Below are 15,903 nucleotides of genomic sequence, written 5' to 3' on the forward strand. Positions count from 1 at the left end.
ACGGGGGCGGCAAGCCCGGCGCACCGGCCCCCGGCGGCACCGCCCGCCGCGGGCCCGCCCCCGCCACCGGCGTCGCCCGCTTCATGGGCGGCCAGCCCACCGAGCGGTCCATGGACTTCGCCGGGTCCGCCAAGCGGCTGCTGGGCACCCTCAGACCCGAGCGGGCCCTGATCACCGTGGCGCTCGTCATGTGCGTCGCGAGCGTCGCCCTGTCCGTCATCGGCCCGAAGATCCTCGGCCGGGCCACCGACCTGATCTTCGCGGGCGTCGTCGGGAAGAAGTTCCCCGACGGCATCACCAAGGCCGAGGCCGTCGAGCGGATGCGGCAGCAGGGCAACGGCACCGTCGCCGACCTGCTCGGCTCGGTCGGCTTCACCCCCGGCCGCGGCATCGACTTCGACGCCGTGGGCGAGGTGCTGCTGTGGGTCCTGCTGATCTACGTCGCGGCGTCCCTGTTCGGGCTCGTCCAGGCGCGGATCGCCACCACCGTCGTCCAGCGCGCCGTCTTCCGGCTGCGCCGGGACGTCGAGGAGAAGCTCGGCCGGCTGCCGCTCAGCTACTTCGACCGGCAGCCGCGCGGCGAGGTGCTCTCCCGCGCCACGAACGACATCGACAACATCGCCCAGACGCTCCAGCAGACCATGAGCCAGATCGTCACGTCACTGCTGACGATCACGGGTGTGCTGGCCGTGATGTTCTGGATCTCCTGGCTGCTCGCCCTGGTCGCGCTGGTCACCGTCCCGGTGTCCGTCGTCGTCGCCACGAAGATAGGCAAGCGGGCGCAGCCGCAGTTCGTCGCCCAGTGGAAGACGACCGGCAAGCTCAACGCCCACATCGAGGAGATGTACACCGGGCACGCGCTGGTGAAGGTCTTCGGCCGCGAGAAGGAGTCCGCGGAGATCTTCCGCAAGGAGAACGAGGACCTCTTCCAGGCCGGCTTCAAGGCCCAGTTCATCTCGGGCGTCATCCAGCCCGCGATGATGTTCATAGGCAACCTCAACTACGTGCTCGTCGCCGTCGTCGGCGGCCTGCGGGTCGCCTCCGGCGCGCTGTCCATCGGTGACGTGCAGGCCTTCGTGCAGTACTCGCGCCAGTTCAGCCAGCCGCTCACGCAGGTGGCCTCCATGGCCAACCTCGTGCAGTCCGGCGTCGCCTCCGCCGAGCGCGTCTTCGAGCTGCTCGACGCCGACGAGCAGTCGGCGGACCCGGCGGACGCCCCGAAGCCGGGCCGCGTGCACGGCGAGGTGTCCTTCGAGAAGGTCTCCTTCCGCTACGAGCCGGACAAGCCGCTCATCGAGGACCTCTCGCTGACCGTGCGGCCCGGCCAGACCGTGGCCATCGTCGGCCCGACCGGCGCCGGCAAGACCACGCTGGTCAACCTGCTCATGCGGTTCTACGAGGTGGGCGGCGGCCGCATCACCCTCGACGGGACCGACATCGCCGCCATGTCGCGGGAGGAGCTCCGCTCCCACATCGGCATGGTGCTCCAGGACACGTGGCTCTTCGGCGGCACGATCGCGGACAACATCGCCTACGGGGCGCCCGCCGGCACCTCGCAGGACAAGATCGTGGAGGCGGCGAAGGCCACGCACGTCGACCGCTTCGTGCGGACGCTGCCCGACGGCTACGACACCGTCATCGACGACGAGGGCTCCAACGTCAGCGTCGGCGAGAAGCAGCTCATCACCATCGCCCGGGCGTTCCTGGCCGAGCCGGAGATCCTCGTCCTGGACGAGGCGACGAGCTCCGTCGACACCCGTACGGAGGTCCTCATCCAGCAGGCGATGGGCCGGCTGCGCACGGGGCGCACGAGCTTCGTGATCGCGCACCGGCTGTCCACGATCCGCGACGCGGACGTCATCCTCGTGATGGAGTCGGGCCGCATCGTGGAGCAGGGCACGCACGACAGTCTGCTGTCGGCGGGCGGCGCGTACGCGCGCCTCTACGAGGCGCAGTTCGCGGAGCCGGCCGTGGAGGCGTAGTGCCGGTCCGGCGGATCGCGGGGCGTGCTGGTTTCGGCAGCGCCGCGTTCCGCCGGACCCTCGCCGTGGTGGCTGAGCGCCGCGGCGGCGGTCTTGAGGGGCCCGGCCCCTCAAGCTCCTGGTGCCGCCGGTCACTGCTGTTGAGAGGCCAGGCCTCTCAAATCCGCCGCCGCGGTGAGCAACCACCGCGGCGGCGTCCGGCGGTGCCGGACAGGGCCCGGCCCAGGCCCGTCACAGCCGGGCTGTCGCCCACCCCGCGATGCGTTCCAGCAGCTCGCCACGCGCAGCGTTCTCCGCGTGGCCGAACCCCCGTTCGATCCACAGTTCCGTGGACCCCGGATCCGCCGCGCCCGCCAGGGCGTACGGATGGTCCAGCGGGAAGTACGCGTCCCGGTCGCCGTGCACGATCAGCAGGGGCCGCGGCGCGATCAGCGGGACCGCCTCGACGGGGGAGAGCGGGACCGGGTCCCAGTTCTCCGCCTGGACCCGCGTCCCCAGCCCGTAGCGCGCGATCAGCCGCCCCGCGGGCCGTGAGATCGCCCAGTGCAGACGCCGCATGGGTGCGGTACCGCGGTAATACCACCGTGCGGGCGCACTGACGGCCACGACCGTGTCGGAATGTGCGTCCGTGCGCCCTCCGTGCTCCCCGCCCCCGGCGCCCCGCTCGCGCCCGTAGAGCGCGGCGTGCCGCAGGGCCACCGAGCCGCCCATGGAGAAGCCGACGGTCGCCACCCGCTCGTGCCCGAGCGAGCGCGCCCACCGCACGGCCGCGGCCAGGTCGAGCACCTCGCGGTCGCCGACCGAGGAGCGGCCGCCCGAGCCGCCGTGCCCCCGGAAGGAGAACGTGATCACGGCCGCACGCTGGGCGAACACCCGCGCGGCCCGGCGCAGGCCGGGCCGGTCGAGGGCGCCCGTGAAGCCGTGCGCGAGCACCACCGCGGGGGTGTCGGAAGGAGGGACCCGCGAGCCCAGGCGGGGCTCGTAGGCCGCTTCCACGCGGACTCCGTCGGCTGTCAAGAGCGCGATGCGATGACCACTCGAAGTGACCGACGGAACACAAGGTCGTGCAAAATCGTCCGGACCTCGGAAAGTCATGTGGGCTATTCTGCTGGGCAGAGAGGATCCGGGCAGAGTAGCCCCCGGGTCCTTTTGTGCATTCATGAGCTGAACACGTGCTGAACTTGTGCCCCTCGAAAGGTGCCGGGACGCACGCAACCGTACGAAGCAGTGCCGCACTCTCCCCCAGAGCAAGGCCTGGGTGGTAGCCCTTCGCAGGGACCGAGGAGGAACCGACGTCATGGGCGAGCGAAGCGCGCGGGTCCGGAAGGACCGTACGACCAGTGAGGCGGGTGGCAGCCGATGAGTTCCCTGCTGCTCCTGACCAATGCCCTCCAGCCCTCCACGGAGGTCCTGCCGGCGCTCGGCCTGCTCCTGCACAGCGTGCGGGTGGCCCCCGCCGAGGGCCCGGCCCTCGTGGACACCCCCGGGGCCGACGTCATACTGATCGACGGCCGCCGTGACCTTCCCCACGTGCGCAGCCTGTGCCAGCTGCTGCGCTCCACCGGCCCGGGCTGCCCGCTGATCCTCGTCGTCACCGAGGGCGGCCTCGCGGCCGTCACCGCCGACTGGGGCGTGGACGACGTCCTCCTCGACACCGCGGGCCCCGCCGAGGTCGAGGCGCGGCTGCGGCTGGCGATGGGCCGCCAGCAGATCTCCACGGACGACAGCCCCATGGAGATCCGCACGGGCGACCTCTCCGTGGACGAGGCCACGTACAGCGCGAAGCTCAAGGGCCGGGTGCTGGACCTCACGTTCAAGGAGTTCGAGCTGCTGAAGTACCTCGCCCAGCACCCGGGGCGGGTCTTCACCCGGGCCCAGCTGCTCCAGGAGGTCTGGGGCTACGACTACTTCGGCGGTACGCGCACGGTCGACGTGCACGTGCGGCGGCTGCGGGCGAAGCTGGGCCCCGAGCACGAGTCGCTCATCGGAACCGTCCGGAATGTTGGTTATCGGTTCGTTGTACCGGAGAAGATCGACAATCCCGGGGACGGCAAGGCCAAGAATTCCGCCGAGGCGCGGCGGGCGAAGGAGCCGGAAGCCGCGGAGAGCGGGGCCGCTCGCCCGGCCGAGCGGTGAGTGGACCCGCGTAGACTGCCGCGCGTGGCCAAGGTGACGCGGGACGATGTGGCGAGACTGGCGGGGACGTCGACCGCGGTGGTCAGCTACGTCATCAACAACGGGCCGAGGCCGGTGGCCCCGGCCACGCGCGAGCGCGTGCTGGCCGCGATCAAGGAACTGGGGTACCGGCCGGACCGGGTGGCCCAGGCGATGGCGTCCCGCCGGACGGACCTCATAGGCCTGATCATTCCGGACGCCCGCCAGCCCTTCTTCGCCGAGATGGCCCACGCCGTCGAACAGGCCGCGGCCGAGCGCGGCAAGATGGTCCTCGTCGGCAACTCCGACTACCTGGACGAGCGCGAGGTGCACTACCTGCGCGCGTTCCTGGGCATGCGGGTCTCCGGCCTGATCCTCATCAGCCAGGGCCCGAGCGAGCACGCGGCCGCGGAGATCGACGCCTGGGACGCCCGGGTGGTCCTCATGCACCGCCGGCCCGACGCGATCGACGACGTCGCCGTCGTCACGGACGACATCGGCGGCGCCCAGCTCGCCACCCGCCACCTGCTGGAGCACGGCCACCCGTACGTCGCCTGCCTCGGCGGCACCGAGCGCACCCCGACCGTCGGCGACCCCGTCACCGACCACGTCGAGGGCTGGCGCCGGGCCATGCGCGAGGCGGGTAAGTCCATCGAGGGCCGCCTCTTCCCGGCCCCCTACAACCGCTACGAGGCCTACAAGGTCGCCTTGGAGCTGCTCGCCGGCCCCGACCGCCCCCCGGCCCTGCTCTGCGCCACGGACGACCAGGCCATCGGCGTGCTGCGCGCGGCCCGCGAGCTGCGCATCGACGTGCCGGGCGAGCTGGCGGTCGCCGGCTTCGACGACGTCAAGGAAGCGGCCCTCACCGACCCGCCGCTGACCACGGTCGCCTCCGACCGGCAGGCCATGGCCCGCTCCGCCGTGGACCTCGTCCTGGACGACTCGCTCCGGGTGACGGGCACGCGCCGCGAGCGGCTCAAGCAGTTCCCGTCGGCCCTGGTGGTGCGGCGCTCCTGCGGCTGCGGCGGCTGACCCCTCAAGAGGAGTGGGCGGCCGTTCCGGCGAGGCCGTTGCGGACGGCGTAGACGGCGAGCTGGGTGCGGTTCGCGGCGCCCGTCTTGGTGCGCAGGCGGCGCAGGTACGTGTCGACCGTGTGCGGGCTGAGGCGGAGCTGGCGGGCGATGGAGGAGATGGTGTCGCCGCTGCTCAGCAGGTGGAGCACCTGCTGCTCGCGGCCGGTCAGGGCGGGGGCGCCGGCGTTCATCTGGCTGCTCCTTCGGGCTGGTCGGTGACGCGCGGGCTGGTCGGTGACGCGGGTGGCTGCGGATCAGGAGGCGGGGCGCCTGCGGATCAGGAGGCGGCGGGCCGCGCCGCGGAGCCGCCGCCCCAGGACGTGTCGGTCGGGCCGCTGCACCGCGAGGAGGAGCAGCGCTGGGTCGTCGGCAGCGTGAGGACCGGCGGGTGCTCGCCCTCCGCCGCCGACGCTGTCGTCACGCGCCCGCCCGCCGGGGCGGAGCCGGGGCCCGAGTCGGAGCCGGAGCCTGAGCCGGGGGCCGCGAAGGCGAGCAGCGAGGTGACGGCGGCAGCGGCGAGCAGGATGCGCTTCACGGCGATCTCCCAGATATGCAGGGGCGGTTGCCCCTTGCAGGTCAGTGCGGTTTCGGTGACAGGAAAAAGACTCTCTGGTCCGTATCCTTGCCGCAACGGATCACATACCTCACTAAGTTGCATGGCAGCATGAAGCAGGGGGACTAAATGGGGGGAACGGGGGAAATGGGGCAGGGGGCTGCGGGCGAGGCGGAAGTGGCGCTGTACGGGTGGGTGCTGGAGCACCAGCGCGCCGACGCGGCGGCCGCCGCCGTAGCCCTGGGGCTGAGCCCGGAGCAGGCCGGGGCGGCCCTGGACCGGCTGCGCGAGGCCGGGCTCGTCCAGCCCGTCCCCGGCGACCCGGACCAGGAGCGCGCCGTGGCGCCCGAGGCGGCCACAGGCCCCCGCATCGCCGCGCTGGAGGCGGACATCCGCGAGCAGCAGCTGCGGATCGCCCGGATCCGGGAGGAGGCGGAGAGCTTCGCGTCGGCGTACCGGCACCGCACCGGCGGCGCCGGCGGCCTGGAGCTCATACCGACCCTGCCCGAGGTCCGCACCCTGCTCACGCGGATGTCCGGCGAGTGCCGCGAAGAGGTGCTGACCAGCCAGCCGGGCGGCGGTTCCCGCGTGCCCGAGGCGATGGAGGAGGCCCTGCTGCGGGACCGGGCGCTGCTGGAGCGGGGCGTCTCGCTGCGCACGCTCTACCACCACACGGCGCGCTTCCACGGCCCCAGCCAGGCGTACGTGGCCGCCGCCTCCGCCCTGGGCGGCCGCTACCGCACCAGCCACGAGCTCTTCGGCCGCGTCATCGTCTTCGACCGGGAGACCGCGTTCCTGCCGACCGCCGACGGATCCTGGGGCGCGGTCGTCGTGCGCGAGGCCAACACCGTCGCCTACCTCTGCCAGTTGTTCGAGCAGGCGTGGGAGGCCGCCACCCCGTTCTCCAACGCCGCCGACGACGGGCTCGCCAAGGTCTCCGGCGAGCTCGACCGCACCATCCTGCGCCTGCTGGCCGCGGGCCTGAAGGACGAGGCGATCGCCCGCCGGCTGGGCATGGCGCTGCGCACCACGCGCCGCCACATCGCCGACATCATGGACCAGCTCTCCGCCGAGAGCCGCTTCCAGGCCGGGGTCGCCGCGGCCCGGCAGGGGCTGCTGGAGGACTGAAGGGCGGCCCGAGGGCCATGTGTGCGGGCCGCGCTGTGGCGCGAAGCCGTGACTTTCCCCTTCCTCCGGTGCCTCGGCAGTGTTCTCGGCGCCGCCGCGGCGCCCGCCGCGCGCGCCGCCGAGGGAGGAATGCCATGACAGGCCTGCTGACCTGCGTCTCCGGGGCAAAAGCCCGCACCTGCCACCCGCTGTCCGAACTGGCCCTCTTCGTACGGACGCACCGGGGGAGGGGCCCCGGCCTGCTCTGGCCGGAACACGCCGGCCCGGACGACTGGGACCGCCCGCCCGGCGACCTCGCCGCGCTGCTGGCGCTGCACCTCGGGTGCCCGGTCGGCGAGCTGCCGGGCCCCCCGCCTGGAGACCCACCGTCCGCGGGGATGTCCGCCGCGCCGTACGACCTCCTGGTCCTCCAGCGGGCCGGGAGCACCGGATGGCAGCTCCGCCCGCCGGACCGGCCGGCCGCGGTAGCCGCCGGGCCGGAGCTGCGGCTGCGCGCCGGGGAGGTGCTCTACGTGCCCGGCGGGTACGCGGCGTGCGCGCGGCCGGGGCGGAGGGCGCGGGACGTACGGCTGGCCCTGGGGCCGTACGCCTCCGACGCCTGAAACAGCATCAGGAGGCCGCGCTTTCCCGGTCCCGGGCGTCCGTGACCGCACCCCCGGCACCGCCTTCCCGGCACCGTGAACCCGTGACTGTCGCGGCCCCCGCCGCCCGGACCAGGATGAAGCGCAGCGAAGGCGGACGGCCCCCGAGCCGGAGACCTCGCGCAAACCCATCCCGTACGCACTTACCGACAGTTGGAGATCCGTCATGGAGCAGAACACCGCAGCCGCCCCCGCCGCCCGCCCGCGCACCACCCTGACCCGTAAGGCGGTCCTGTCCGTCGCCGTCGCCGCGGCCGTCGGCGGCGCGATCTTCGCCCCCAGCGCCGTCGCCTCGTCCTCCTCCGCCCCCGAGACCAAGGTCGAGGCCTCCTGCGGCGGCTGCCCGCTCGACGTCATCTGACGAACGCCGAGGCACAACCGGAGCGCAGGAGAAGGCGAGAGGGAGCGGAAGCATGGATTGGCTGGAGCGCTGTGTCGCGGACGTGCGGTCCTTCCTGCACACCCACTGGCAGCAGGGTCCCGCGCTGCTGCGCCCGGCCGATCCGCCGACGGAGGTCCTGAGCGCCGCCGACGTCGACGGCCTCGTCGGCGGGGGCCTGCTGCGCGTCCCGTACGCGGCGCTGTACTCCGCCGCGGGCCCGATACCGGAGGAGCGGTACTGCCCGCCCCGGCTCGTCGCGGGCCGGACCCTCGACGGCTGCCTGGACCCCGTACGGGTCCGCTCCCTCATCCGCGAAGAGAACGCCACCCTCCAGCTGCGGTACGTCCACCACTGGCACGCCCCGGTGCGCGCCCTCACCACCGGCATCGGCGAACGGCTCGGCCGGCTGGCCGAGGCGTTCGTCTTCCAGTCCCACGCCGGCCGGCCCAGCGCGGTCCACCGCGACGACGGGGACGTCCTCGTCATCCAGCTGAGCGGCACCAAGCAGTGGCAGGTGTACGGCGGCCCCGCCGACCCCCACTGGCAGCCGGTGCCCGACGCCGACCCCGGCCCGGTCCTGCTCGACACCACCGTCCGGCCCGGCGAGGTCCTCTACGTGCCCGACGGCTTCGCCCACGCGGCCTGCGCGACCGGCCCCGAGCCGTCGCTGCACCTCACCATCGCCCTCCGCGAGGCCCGCGTCCGCCACCTGCGCGACGAACTCGGCGCCCGGCTCGCCGCGGACCTCGCCCTGCCCGCCCGGCCCCTCGACGACGACCGGCTCACCACGGCCGCGGCCGCCCTCCTCGACCACTTCCGGGCGCAACTGGCCCGCACCACCCCGGAGTCCCTCGTCGGCGCCGCCCGCCGCGGCGCCCACAGCAGCCGGCCCACGGCCTGAACCACCCCCGATCCGACGGAGAGCGAGCCCCTGCCGTGACCGCGACCATGACCCTGTCCAAGACGGCGCCCACGGCCGTGAACTGGCTCGAACGGTGCGTGGCGGACACCCCGCACTTCCTCGCCGCCCACTGGCGCACCGCACCCGCGGTCCTGCGCCCGCACGATCCGCCCGTCGACGTCTTCCCCCTCGCCGAGCTGGACCGCCTCCTCGACCACGGGCTGCTCAAGACGCCCTACATCAACCTCGTCCAGGAGCACGGCCAGCTGCCCGCCCACCGGTTCTGCGTCCCCCGGGTCGTCCTCGGCGAGATCGTCGAGGACTACGCCGACGCCGGGGCGGTGCGCGCCCTCATCCGCGACGAGCGGGCCACGCTCCTCCTGCGGTACGTCGACCAGTGGCACGAGGGCGTGCGCGCCCTCGCCACCGGCGTCGGCGACCTGCTGGGCCGCCAGGTCGAGGCGTTCTACTTCCTCACCCCCGGCGGCACGCAGGGCCGCCCCGTCCACCGCGACGACGCCGACGTCCTGGCCGTCCAGATCAGCGGCGCCAAGCGCTGGCGGGTGCACGGCGGCCCCGCCGACGGCAACTGGGAGCCGCGCCGCGAGGACGGCGACCCCGGCCCCCTCCTCCTCGACACCGTGCTGCGGCCCGGCGAGGTCCTCTACGTGCCCAGGGGCTTCGCCCACCGCGCGAGCGCCGTCGGCGACGCCCCCTCCGCCCACCTGTCCCTGACCGTCCGCGAGGCCGGCACGGCCCACCTCTACGCCCTCCTCCAGGCCCTCCTCGCCGAGGGCCCCGACCTGGCGGACCGCCCCCTCGGCGAGCCGGCCCTCACCGACGCGGCCGGCACCCTCCTGGCCCACTACCGCGACGTCCTGGCCACGATCACGCCTGAAGGCCTCGTCGCGCAGGCCCGCGCGGCGATGCGGGGCGCTCCGGCGGAGCCCGGCCCTTATACCGACTGAACAGACTTCTCGGCCCGTTTTCAGTGGTCGCTCAGACAGTTCTCATGTACGGGCCGCAGAGTCATCTGCATGACGGACGACACTCGCCCCTCCGGCGCCCAGGAACCCCAGCCGCAGCAGCCCTACGCGTACCCCCGGCCTCCCGCGTACCCGCCGCAGCAGCCGGTCACCACGGCCAGTGGTGTGACCGTCTGGCCCGGGGACGGGGCGGGAGGCGCCAGCGGTGGCGACGGAGGCGGTGGTGCGGGGTACGCCGGGTTCGCCGCGCCGCAGCCGCCGCCGGTACCGCAGGGCCCGGGCCCCGAGCACCGGGGCGGGCGCCGCGCCCGTAAGCCCGTCGCGCTGCTCGCCGCCGTGGCGATCATCGCCGCCGTCGTCGGCGGCGGGTCCGCGGCCCTGGTGAGCGAGCTGACCAGCAGGGCGGACAGCACCAGCCACTCCACGCCCGTCCAGAACGCGTCCTCCAAGAGCGCGGGCGGCGTCGCCGCCGTCGCCAAGGCCGTCAGCCCGAGCATCGTGGAGATCAAGGCGACGACCACCAGCGGCCGGTCCACCGGCTCCGGCGTCGTCATCACCGGCGACGGCGAGATCGTCACCAACAACCACGTCATCGCGGGCGCCGACACCGTCCAGGTCGCCTTCAGCGACGGCAGCACGAAGACCGCCAAGGTCGTCGGCACCGACCCGGACAAGGACCTCGCCCTGATCAAGGTGCAGGGCGCGAGCGGGCTCAAGGCGGCCTCCCTGGGCAGCTCCGGCAGCGTCAAGGTCGGCGACGAGGTCGTCGCCATCGGCTCCCCGGAAGGCCTCACCGGCACCGTCACCAGCGGCATCGTCTCCGCCCTCAACCGCGACGTGACCGTCTCCAAGGAGGAGGGGCGCGGCGGGCAGCAGCGCGAGCGCGGCCTCCCCCAGTGGCCCTTCGAGTTCGGCGGCAACCAGTACAACGGCGACACCGGCTCCTCCAAGACCACCTACAAGGCCATCCAGACCGACGCCTCCCTCAACCCCGGCAACTCCGGCGGCGCCCTCATCAACATGAACGGCGAGATCATCGGCATCAACTCCGCCATGTACGCACCCGGTTCCGGCGGCGGTTCCGGCGACTCCGCGGGCAGCGTCGGCCTCGGCTTCGCCATCCCCGTCGACACCGTCAAGGCCGACCTCGCCAAGCTGCGGGCCGGCGGCGCGGGTGGCGGCAACAGCTGAGCGCGGCGCCGTGCGAGGCTGAGATGCCGCGCGCGGTTGTGCGCGGCGGGCTGAGAAGCCCACTCTGATCGCCGATCGCAGCCCGACCGTATTCGTGAGGTACCGCCGATGAGCCCCGCCGACCACGGCGACCAGCCCGCCCGCATCCTGATCGTGGACGACGAGCCCGCCGTGCGCGAGGCCCTGCGCCGCAGCCTCGCCTTCGAGGGCTACGCCACCGAGCTCGCCGTCGACGGGCTCGACGCCGTCACGAAGGTCGCCTCGTACGACCCCGAGCTGATCGTGCTCGACGTCCTCATGCCGCGCATGGACGGCCTCACCGCCGCCCGCCGCCTGCGCGCCTCCGGCGTCACCGTCCCCATCCTCATGCTCACCGCCCGCGACACCGTCGGCGACCGCGTCACCGGCCTCGACGCCGGTGCCGACGACTACCTCGTCAAACCCTTCGAGCTCGACGAGCTCCTCGCCCGCATCCGCGCCCTGCTGCGCCGCAGCTCCTACGCCACGGCCGCGCCCGCCGCCTCCGCCGTCCTTTCCTTCGCCGACCTGCGGATGAACCTCGACACGCGCGAGGTCACGCGCGGCGAGCGGGCCGTCGAGCTGACCCGTACCGAGTTCACGCTTCTCGAGCTCTTCCTCGCCCACCCCCGGCAGGTCCTCACCCGTGAGCAGATCCTCAAGGCCGTGTGGGGGTTCGAGTTCGAGCCCTCCTCCAACTCCCTTGATGTGTATGTGATGTACCTGCGGCGCAAGACCGAGGCCGGAGGAGAGCCCCGGCTCGTGCACACCGTGCGCGGCGTGGGCTACGTCCTGCGGGCGGACGGCGCGGAACGGGTGGACGGCGCGGAATGATCGCGAGATTCCAGCGGTTGCCGCTCCGGTCGCGGCTGGCGCTGCTGACCGCGGCCGCCGTTGCTGTCGCTGTCGCCGCTGCCGCGGCCGCCTGCTGGTTGCTCACCCGGCAGGAGCTGGAGCACCAGCGGGATACGACGCTGACCAGCGTTCGGGCTGACGACGCCACCGTGAAGACGCTGCTGCGGAACTGCGGGTCCGTGCCCAGTGGGCCGTCCACCTTGTTCCGGCCCTACACGGTGCAGATCATTACCGGTGAGGGGTTCGTTTGCAGCACGATCGGCAAATCGCCCATCAAGGTGGAGACCGAGGACCTGCTTGTCGCCCAGCGGCAGCAGGCACAGGCCCTGCACGACGCCCAGGCCCAGGACGGCACGGAGATGCGGGTCGCCACCTCGCCCGGGCCCGTGCCCGGCACGGCCGTCTCCATCGCCCAGCCGCTTCGTGAGATCGACCGGCCGCTGAACGCCCTGGCCGCCGTCCTCGCCGTCACCGCGGGCGTCGGCGTCCTCCTCGCCGCCACCGCCGGCGCGTGGATCGCCCGGGCCGGGCTGCGGCCCGTCGACCGGCTCACCGGCGCCGTCGAGCACATCGCCCGCACGGAGGACCTGGCCGTCCGCATCCCCGTCGAGGGCGAGGACGAGATCGCTCGTCTCTCGCGCTCCTTCAACGCCATGACTGCCGCGCTCGCGTCCTCCCGTGACCGGCAGCAGCAGCTCATCGCTGATGCCGGGCATGAGTTGCGGACCCCGCTTACGTCGCTGCGCACCAATATCGACCTGCTCGTGCGGAGTGAGGAGACCGGGCGGCAGATTCCGCCTGAGGACCGGAGGGAGCTGCTGGTGAGTGTTCGGGCTCAGATGGCCGAGTTGGCTGCTCTTATCGGTGATCTGCAAGAACTCTCCCGGCCCGACGCCGGGCCCGGTACCGAGCCTGTGCAGGTTGTCGCCTTGCACGAGGCCGCTGAGCGGGCTGTTGAGCGGGCGCGGCTGCGGGGGGCCGGGCTGTCCTTCCAGGTGAACCTGGAGAGCTGGTACGTGCGGGCCGAGCCGGCTGCGTTGGAGCGGGCGCTGGTGAATCTGCTCGATAACGCCGTGAAGTTCAGTCCGGGGGGTGGGGTGGTGGAGGTTGCCCTGTCCTCCGCGAGTGGTGAGCTCACCGTTCGAGATCACGGGCCTGGTGTTGCCCCGGACGAGCTTCCGCACGTCTTTGATCGCTTCTGGCGTTCGCCGTCCGCGCGCAGCATGCCGGGGAGTGGGCTGGGGCTGTCGATCGTTGCTCGTACGGTGCGGCAGGCTGGTGGTGAGGTGGCTTTGCGGCCGGCGCCGGGGGGTGGGACGGTTGCGTCTGTGCGGCTTCCGGGTGCGCCGGTGGCTCCGCCGGCTCTGTAGGTCCGTGGGGGTCGGGGGCGGGGTGGGGCCGGCCCTTCCGGGGCTGCATGATTTACGGCAACCGTCACCATCTACGGCGCCCCGGACCACGCCGCAAATCACTCCCCCAGCTACCGCTGGGGGTGCCCCCAACGCCCCTCCCAGGGCCGGCCCCACCCCGCCCCCTCCTGCCCGTCCTCCGGCTGCTGCCGGGGGGGGGATTAGCCCGCCGCTCGTCCCGACGTCGTTACCTTTGCTATTGCCTCTACCGCCTCCGGGATCTGCTCCGTCGCTACGTTCAGGTGCGTGACTACGCGGACCGTCGTCGGGCCGAACACGCTCACCCGTACGCCGTGGTCCGTGATCGTGCGCTCCGCGAACTCCGCTGCCGTCAGGCCCGTTGCCGAGACGTCGAAGAGGACGATGTTCGTCTCCACGTGTTCGGGGTGGATTGTCAGGCCCTCTATTTTTGCGAGTTCCGTGGCGAGCAGGCGCGCGTTCGCGTGGTCCTCCGCCAGCCGGTCCACGTGGTGGCGCAGCGCGTAGACGCCCGCCGAGGCGATGACGCCCGCCTGGCGCATGGCGCCGCCCCAGCGCTGCTTCAGCCGCCACGCGCGGTCGATGAACTCCTGCGTACCTGCGAGGAGTCCGCCCACCGGCGCGCCGAGGCCCTTGCTCAGGTCGATGAAGACCGAGTCGAAGTGCTGCGCGTACGTCCCGGCCGCTACGCCGCTCGCGACCGAGGCGTTGAGCAGGCGTGCGCCGTCCATGTGGGTCCACATGCCGCGCTCGCGGGCGATGTTCGTGATCTCCTCGATGCGCTCCAGCGGCCAGACCGTGCCGCCGCCCGCGTTGGACGTCTGCTCGATGACGACGCCCGTCGTCGCGGGCGCGTAGCGGCTGGGCGTGCGGATCCCCGCGCGGAACTGCCCGGCCGTGAACACCCCGCGCTCGCCCTCCAGCGCGCGGACGTTGATCCCGCTCAGTGCCGACGGCCCGCCGACCTCGTAGTTGATGATGTGCGCGGTCGCGTCGGCCAGGATCTCGTCACCGGGCCGCGAGTGGACGGCCAGCGCGATCTCGTTGCACATGGTGCCCGAGGGCAGGAAGACGGCGGCTTCCTTGCCGAGCAGCTCGGCGGCCATCGCGGTCAGCTCGTTGACGCTGGGGTCTTCCCCCTTCTGCTCGTCACCGAGCGGAGCCTCCGCCATGAAGGTGCGCATGGCGGCGGTGGGCAGCGTGATCGTGTCGCTGTAGAGGTCGATGCGGGGGCGCTGGGGAGTGCTCACGTGCATGCTCATTTCGTCTGGTGAAACGTTGATTACAGTGAGTGATTGAGTCAGGGTGTGCTGACTCGATTGCTGACCTGGCGCTGTGGCGCGTCACCGCAGCGCCGGGGTTCCGGCGGGTCCGGGGTCGCCGGCCTGCCGGGTGTGTCAGGCCGCTCGGGCCTACGCCTCGTCGCCGAACACCGGCCGCAGGTAACCCGCCGCCGACGCCGCACGGATGCCCGCCTCGTCCGCGGTCGCGCCCGTGCACCACAGCGTTCCGTACTCGCTGCGCTGGTCCTTCGCGTCCGGCAGGACGTCGCCCGCCCGCGCCGTGATCCGGATGTCGCGCAGGCCCGGCACCCGGTCGGCCAGTTCGCGGCCCGCGACGTCCTCGAAGCGGCCGCCGCGCTTGGCGTAGAGGGCCTGTTCCGCGGCCGCGCCCACCGGCGCGGGCGCGTTCACGGGCTCGCCCAGGTACGAGGCGATGACGCCGTCGAACACGTTCCAGTCGAGCGCTGCCGAGACCATCGTGGAGACGTTGCGGCCCGCGAAGCGCGGGTTGAACTCCACGACCTTCGGCCCCTCGGCCGTCAGCGCGAACTCGATGTGCGCCGGGCCGTTCTCGTAGGCCATCAGGCGGGCCAGGTCCGCGCAGATCCGCTCGATCTGCTCGTGCGCCTCCGCGGAGAGGTCCACCGGGAAGCGGATGGCGAGCTCCATGAAGTACGGCAGCTCACTCATGATGCGGTCGCTGATGCCGAGGACGTGCGGGGTGCCGCCCGAGTACAGCACCTCCGCGCTGACCACCGGGCCGATGAGGAACTCCTCGACGAGCGGCACACCGCCCTGCCCGTCCGACTCGTCGCGCACCTCGGGGAAGTGCCAGCGCAGCTCGTCGGCGTCGGCCGCGGACACGACACCGTAACTACCCGTGCCGATCGAGGGCTTGAGGACGACCGGGTAGCCGGTGGCGTCGGCGGCGGCGAGGGCGCTGTCGACGTCCGGGGCCGCCGTGCTGCGCGGCGCCGGGACGGACACGGCGGCGCAGGCCTGCCGGAAGGCGTGCTTGTCCTGGGTCAGCCGCACCGAGGCCGTGGGCAGGAACGGGATGCCCAGCTTCTCCGCCGCGGTGGCGGCCGGCAGCAGGTACTGCTCGTTGGGCGCTATGAGCGTGAACTCGCCGTCAATGAGCAGCGCCTGGAAGAGGTCGGTCAGTTCTTCCGTGGAGCGGGTCTCGCGCACGTGCACCTCGACCGGGCCCCCGTCCAGGAGGTGGCGGAGCGGGTCGTTCGCGTACCGGCCCTTGTCGCGGGTGACGAAGGTGACGCGGGCCGCCCGGCGGACGGCCGCCTCGACGAGGCGCAGGCCGGTGCCGCTGGTCAGGGCTTCGATGATGACGATGTGATCGGCCATGGTGCC

Annotated in this window: 16 protein-coding genes; 11 read left to right on the top strand and 5 right to left on the bottom strand. The window is 72.8% G+C overall.

Features of this window, described 5'->3' with window-relative positions:
• Window positions 1-83: 83 nt before the first annotated feature.
• Window positions 84-1,982, top strand: a complete 1,899-nt coding sequence (locus PS271_RS16165; RefSeq protein ID WP_398386882.1) for an ABC transporter ATP-binding protein — start codon at window positions 84-86, stop codon at window positions 1,980-1,982.
• Window positions 1,983-2,213: 231 nt separating this feature from the next.
• Here PS271_RS16165 and PS271_RS16170 read toward each other — a convergent pair whose 3' ends face one another.
• Window positions 2,214-3,077, bottom strand: a complete 864-nt coding sequence (locus PS271_RS16170) for an alpha/beta fold hydrolase (protein WP_398382548.1) — start codon at window positions 3,075-3,077, stop codon at window positions 2,214-2,216.
• 264 nt (window positions 3,078-3,341) lie between these two features.
• On the opposite strand from PS271_RS16170, the gene PS271_RS16175 reads away from it, so the two are divergent.
• Complete coding sequence (locus PS271_RS16175; RefSeq protein ID WP_398382549.1) at window positions 3,342-4,118, top strand: response regulator transcription factor; 777 nt, start codon at window positions 3,342-3,344, stop codon at window positions 4,116-4,118.
• 24 nt (window positions 4,119-4,142) lie between these two features.
• Window positions 4,143-5,168: a LacI family DNA-binding transcriptional regulator gene (locus PS271_RS16180; RefSeq protein ID WP_398382550.1), complete on the top strand. Its 1,026-nt coding sequence runs from the start codon at window positions 4,143-4,145 to the stop codon at window positions 5,166-5,168.
• A gap of 4 nt (window positions 5,169-5,172) precedes the next feature.
• Here the strand turns inward: PS271_RS16180 and PS271_RS16185 are convergent, their stop codons facing one another.
• Both PS271_RS16185 and PS271_RS16190 read right to left on the bottom strand, forming a co-directional pair.
• Window positions 5,173-5,400: a response regulator transcription factor gene (locus tag PS271_RS16185; RefSeq protein ID WP_398382551.1), complete on the bottom strand. Its 228-nt coding sequence runs from the start codon at window positions 5,398-5,400 to the stop codon at window positions 5,173-5,175.
• Between the two features lie 86 nt (window positions 5,401-5,486).
• The gene (locus tag PS271_RS16190; protein WP_398382552.1) at window positions 5,487-5,744 is read right to left on the bottom strand and encodes a hypothetical protein; all 258 of its coding nucleotides are present in this window, start codon (window positions 5,742-5,744) and stop codon (window positions 5,487-5,489) included.
• A gap of 165 nt (window positions 5,745-5,909) precedes the next feature.
• Between PS271_RS16190 and PS271_RS16195 the strand changes: the two genes are divergently transcribed.
• The 8 genes from PS271_RS16195 (at window position 5,910) to PS271_RS16230 (ending at window position 13,234) form a co-directional block, all read left to right on the top strand.
• On the top strand, window positions 5,910-6,890 hold the full coding sequence (locus PS271_RS16195) for a helix-turn-helix transcriptional regulator (protein WP_398382553.1): 981 nt from the start codon (window positions 5,910-5,912) through the stop codon (window positions 6,888-6,890).
• A gap of 134 nt (window positions 6,891-7,024) precedes the next feature.
• Window positions 7,025-7,492, top strand: a complete 468-nt coding sequence (locus PS271_RS16200) for a hypothetical protein (protein ID WP_398382554.1) — start codon at window positions 7,025-7,027, stop codon at window positions 7,490-7,492.
• Window positions 7,493-7,697: 205 nt separating this feature from the next.
• Window positions 7,698-7,892 (top strand): hypothetical protein, encoded by a 195-nt coding sequence (locus PS271_RS16205; protein ID WP_398382555.1) that lies wholly within the window; start codon window positions 7,698-7,700, stop codon window positions 7,890-7,892.
• A 52-nt stretch (window positions 7,893-7,944) separates the two neighbouring features.
• Entirely contained in the window at window positions 7,945-8,814 is an 870-nt protein-coding gene (locus PS271_RS16210) for a JmjC domain-containing protein (protein WP_398382556.1), read from the top strand.
• Between the two features lie 35 nt (window positions 8,815-8,849).
• Window positions 8,850-9,782, top strand: coding sequence for a JmjC domain-containing protein (locus PS271_RS16215; RefSeq protein ID WP_398382557.1), 933 nt, complete (start codon window positions 8,850-8,852; stop codon window positions 9,780-9,782).
• Between the two features lie 69 nt (window positions 9,783-9,851).
• The gene (locus PS271_RS16220; protein WP_398382558.1) at window positions 9,852-10,991 is read left to right on the top strand and encodes a S1C family serine protease; all 1,140 of its coding nucleotides are present in this window, start codon (window positions 9,852-9,854) and stop codon (window positions 10,989-10,991) included.
• Between the two features lie 108 nt (window positions 10,992-11,099).
• Window positions 11,100-11,843: a response regulator transcription factor gene (locus tag PS271_RS16225; protein ID WP_398382559.1), complete on the top strand. Its 744-nt coding sequence runs from the start codon at window positions 11,100-11,102 to the stop codon at window positions 11,841-11,843.
• Window positions 11,840-13,234, top strand: coding sequence for a sensor histidine kinase (locus PS271_RS16230; RefSeq protein WP_398382560.1), 1,395 nt, complete (start codon window positions 11,840-11,842; stop codon window positions 13,232-13,234). Before PS271_RS16225 ends, PS271_RS16230 begins: the two co-directional genes overlap by 4 nt.
• Before the next feature lie 200 nt (window positions 13,235-13,434).
• Here PS271_RS16230 and PS271_RS16235 read toward each other — a convergent pair whose 3' ends face one another.
• Both PS271_RS16235 and PS271_RS16240 read right to left on the bottom strand, forming a co-directional pair.
• The gene (locus PS271_RS16235; protein ID WP_398382561.1) at window positions 13,435-14,502 is read right to left on the bottom strand and encodes a threonine aldolase family protein; all 1,068 of its coding nucleotides are present in this window, start codon (window positions 14,500-14,502) and stop codon (window positions 13,435-13,437) included.
• A 162-nt stretch (window positions 14,503-14,664) separates the two neighbouring features.
• Window positions 14,665-15,897 (bottom strand): ATP-grasp domain-containing protein, encoded by a 1,233-nt coding sequence (locus tag PS271_RS16240; RefSeq protein WP_398382562.1) that lies wholly within the window; start codon window positions 15,895-15,897, stop codon window positions 14,665-14,667.
• Window positions 15,898-15,903: the final 6 nt, after the last annotated feature.

It is taken from the genome of Streptomyces sp. SCA2-17, from assembly GCF_044336695.1.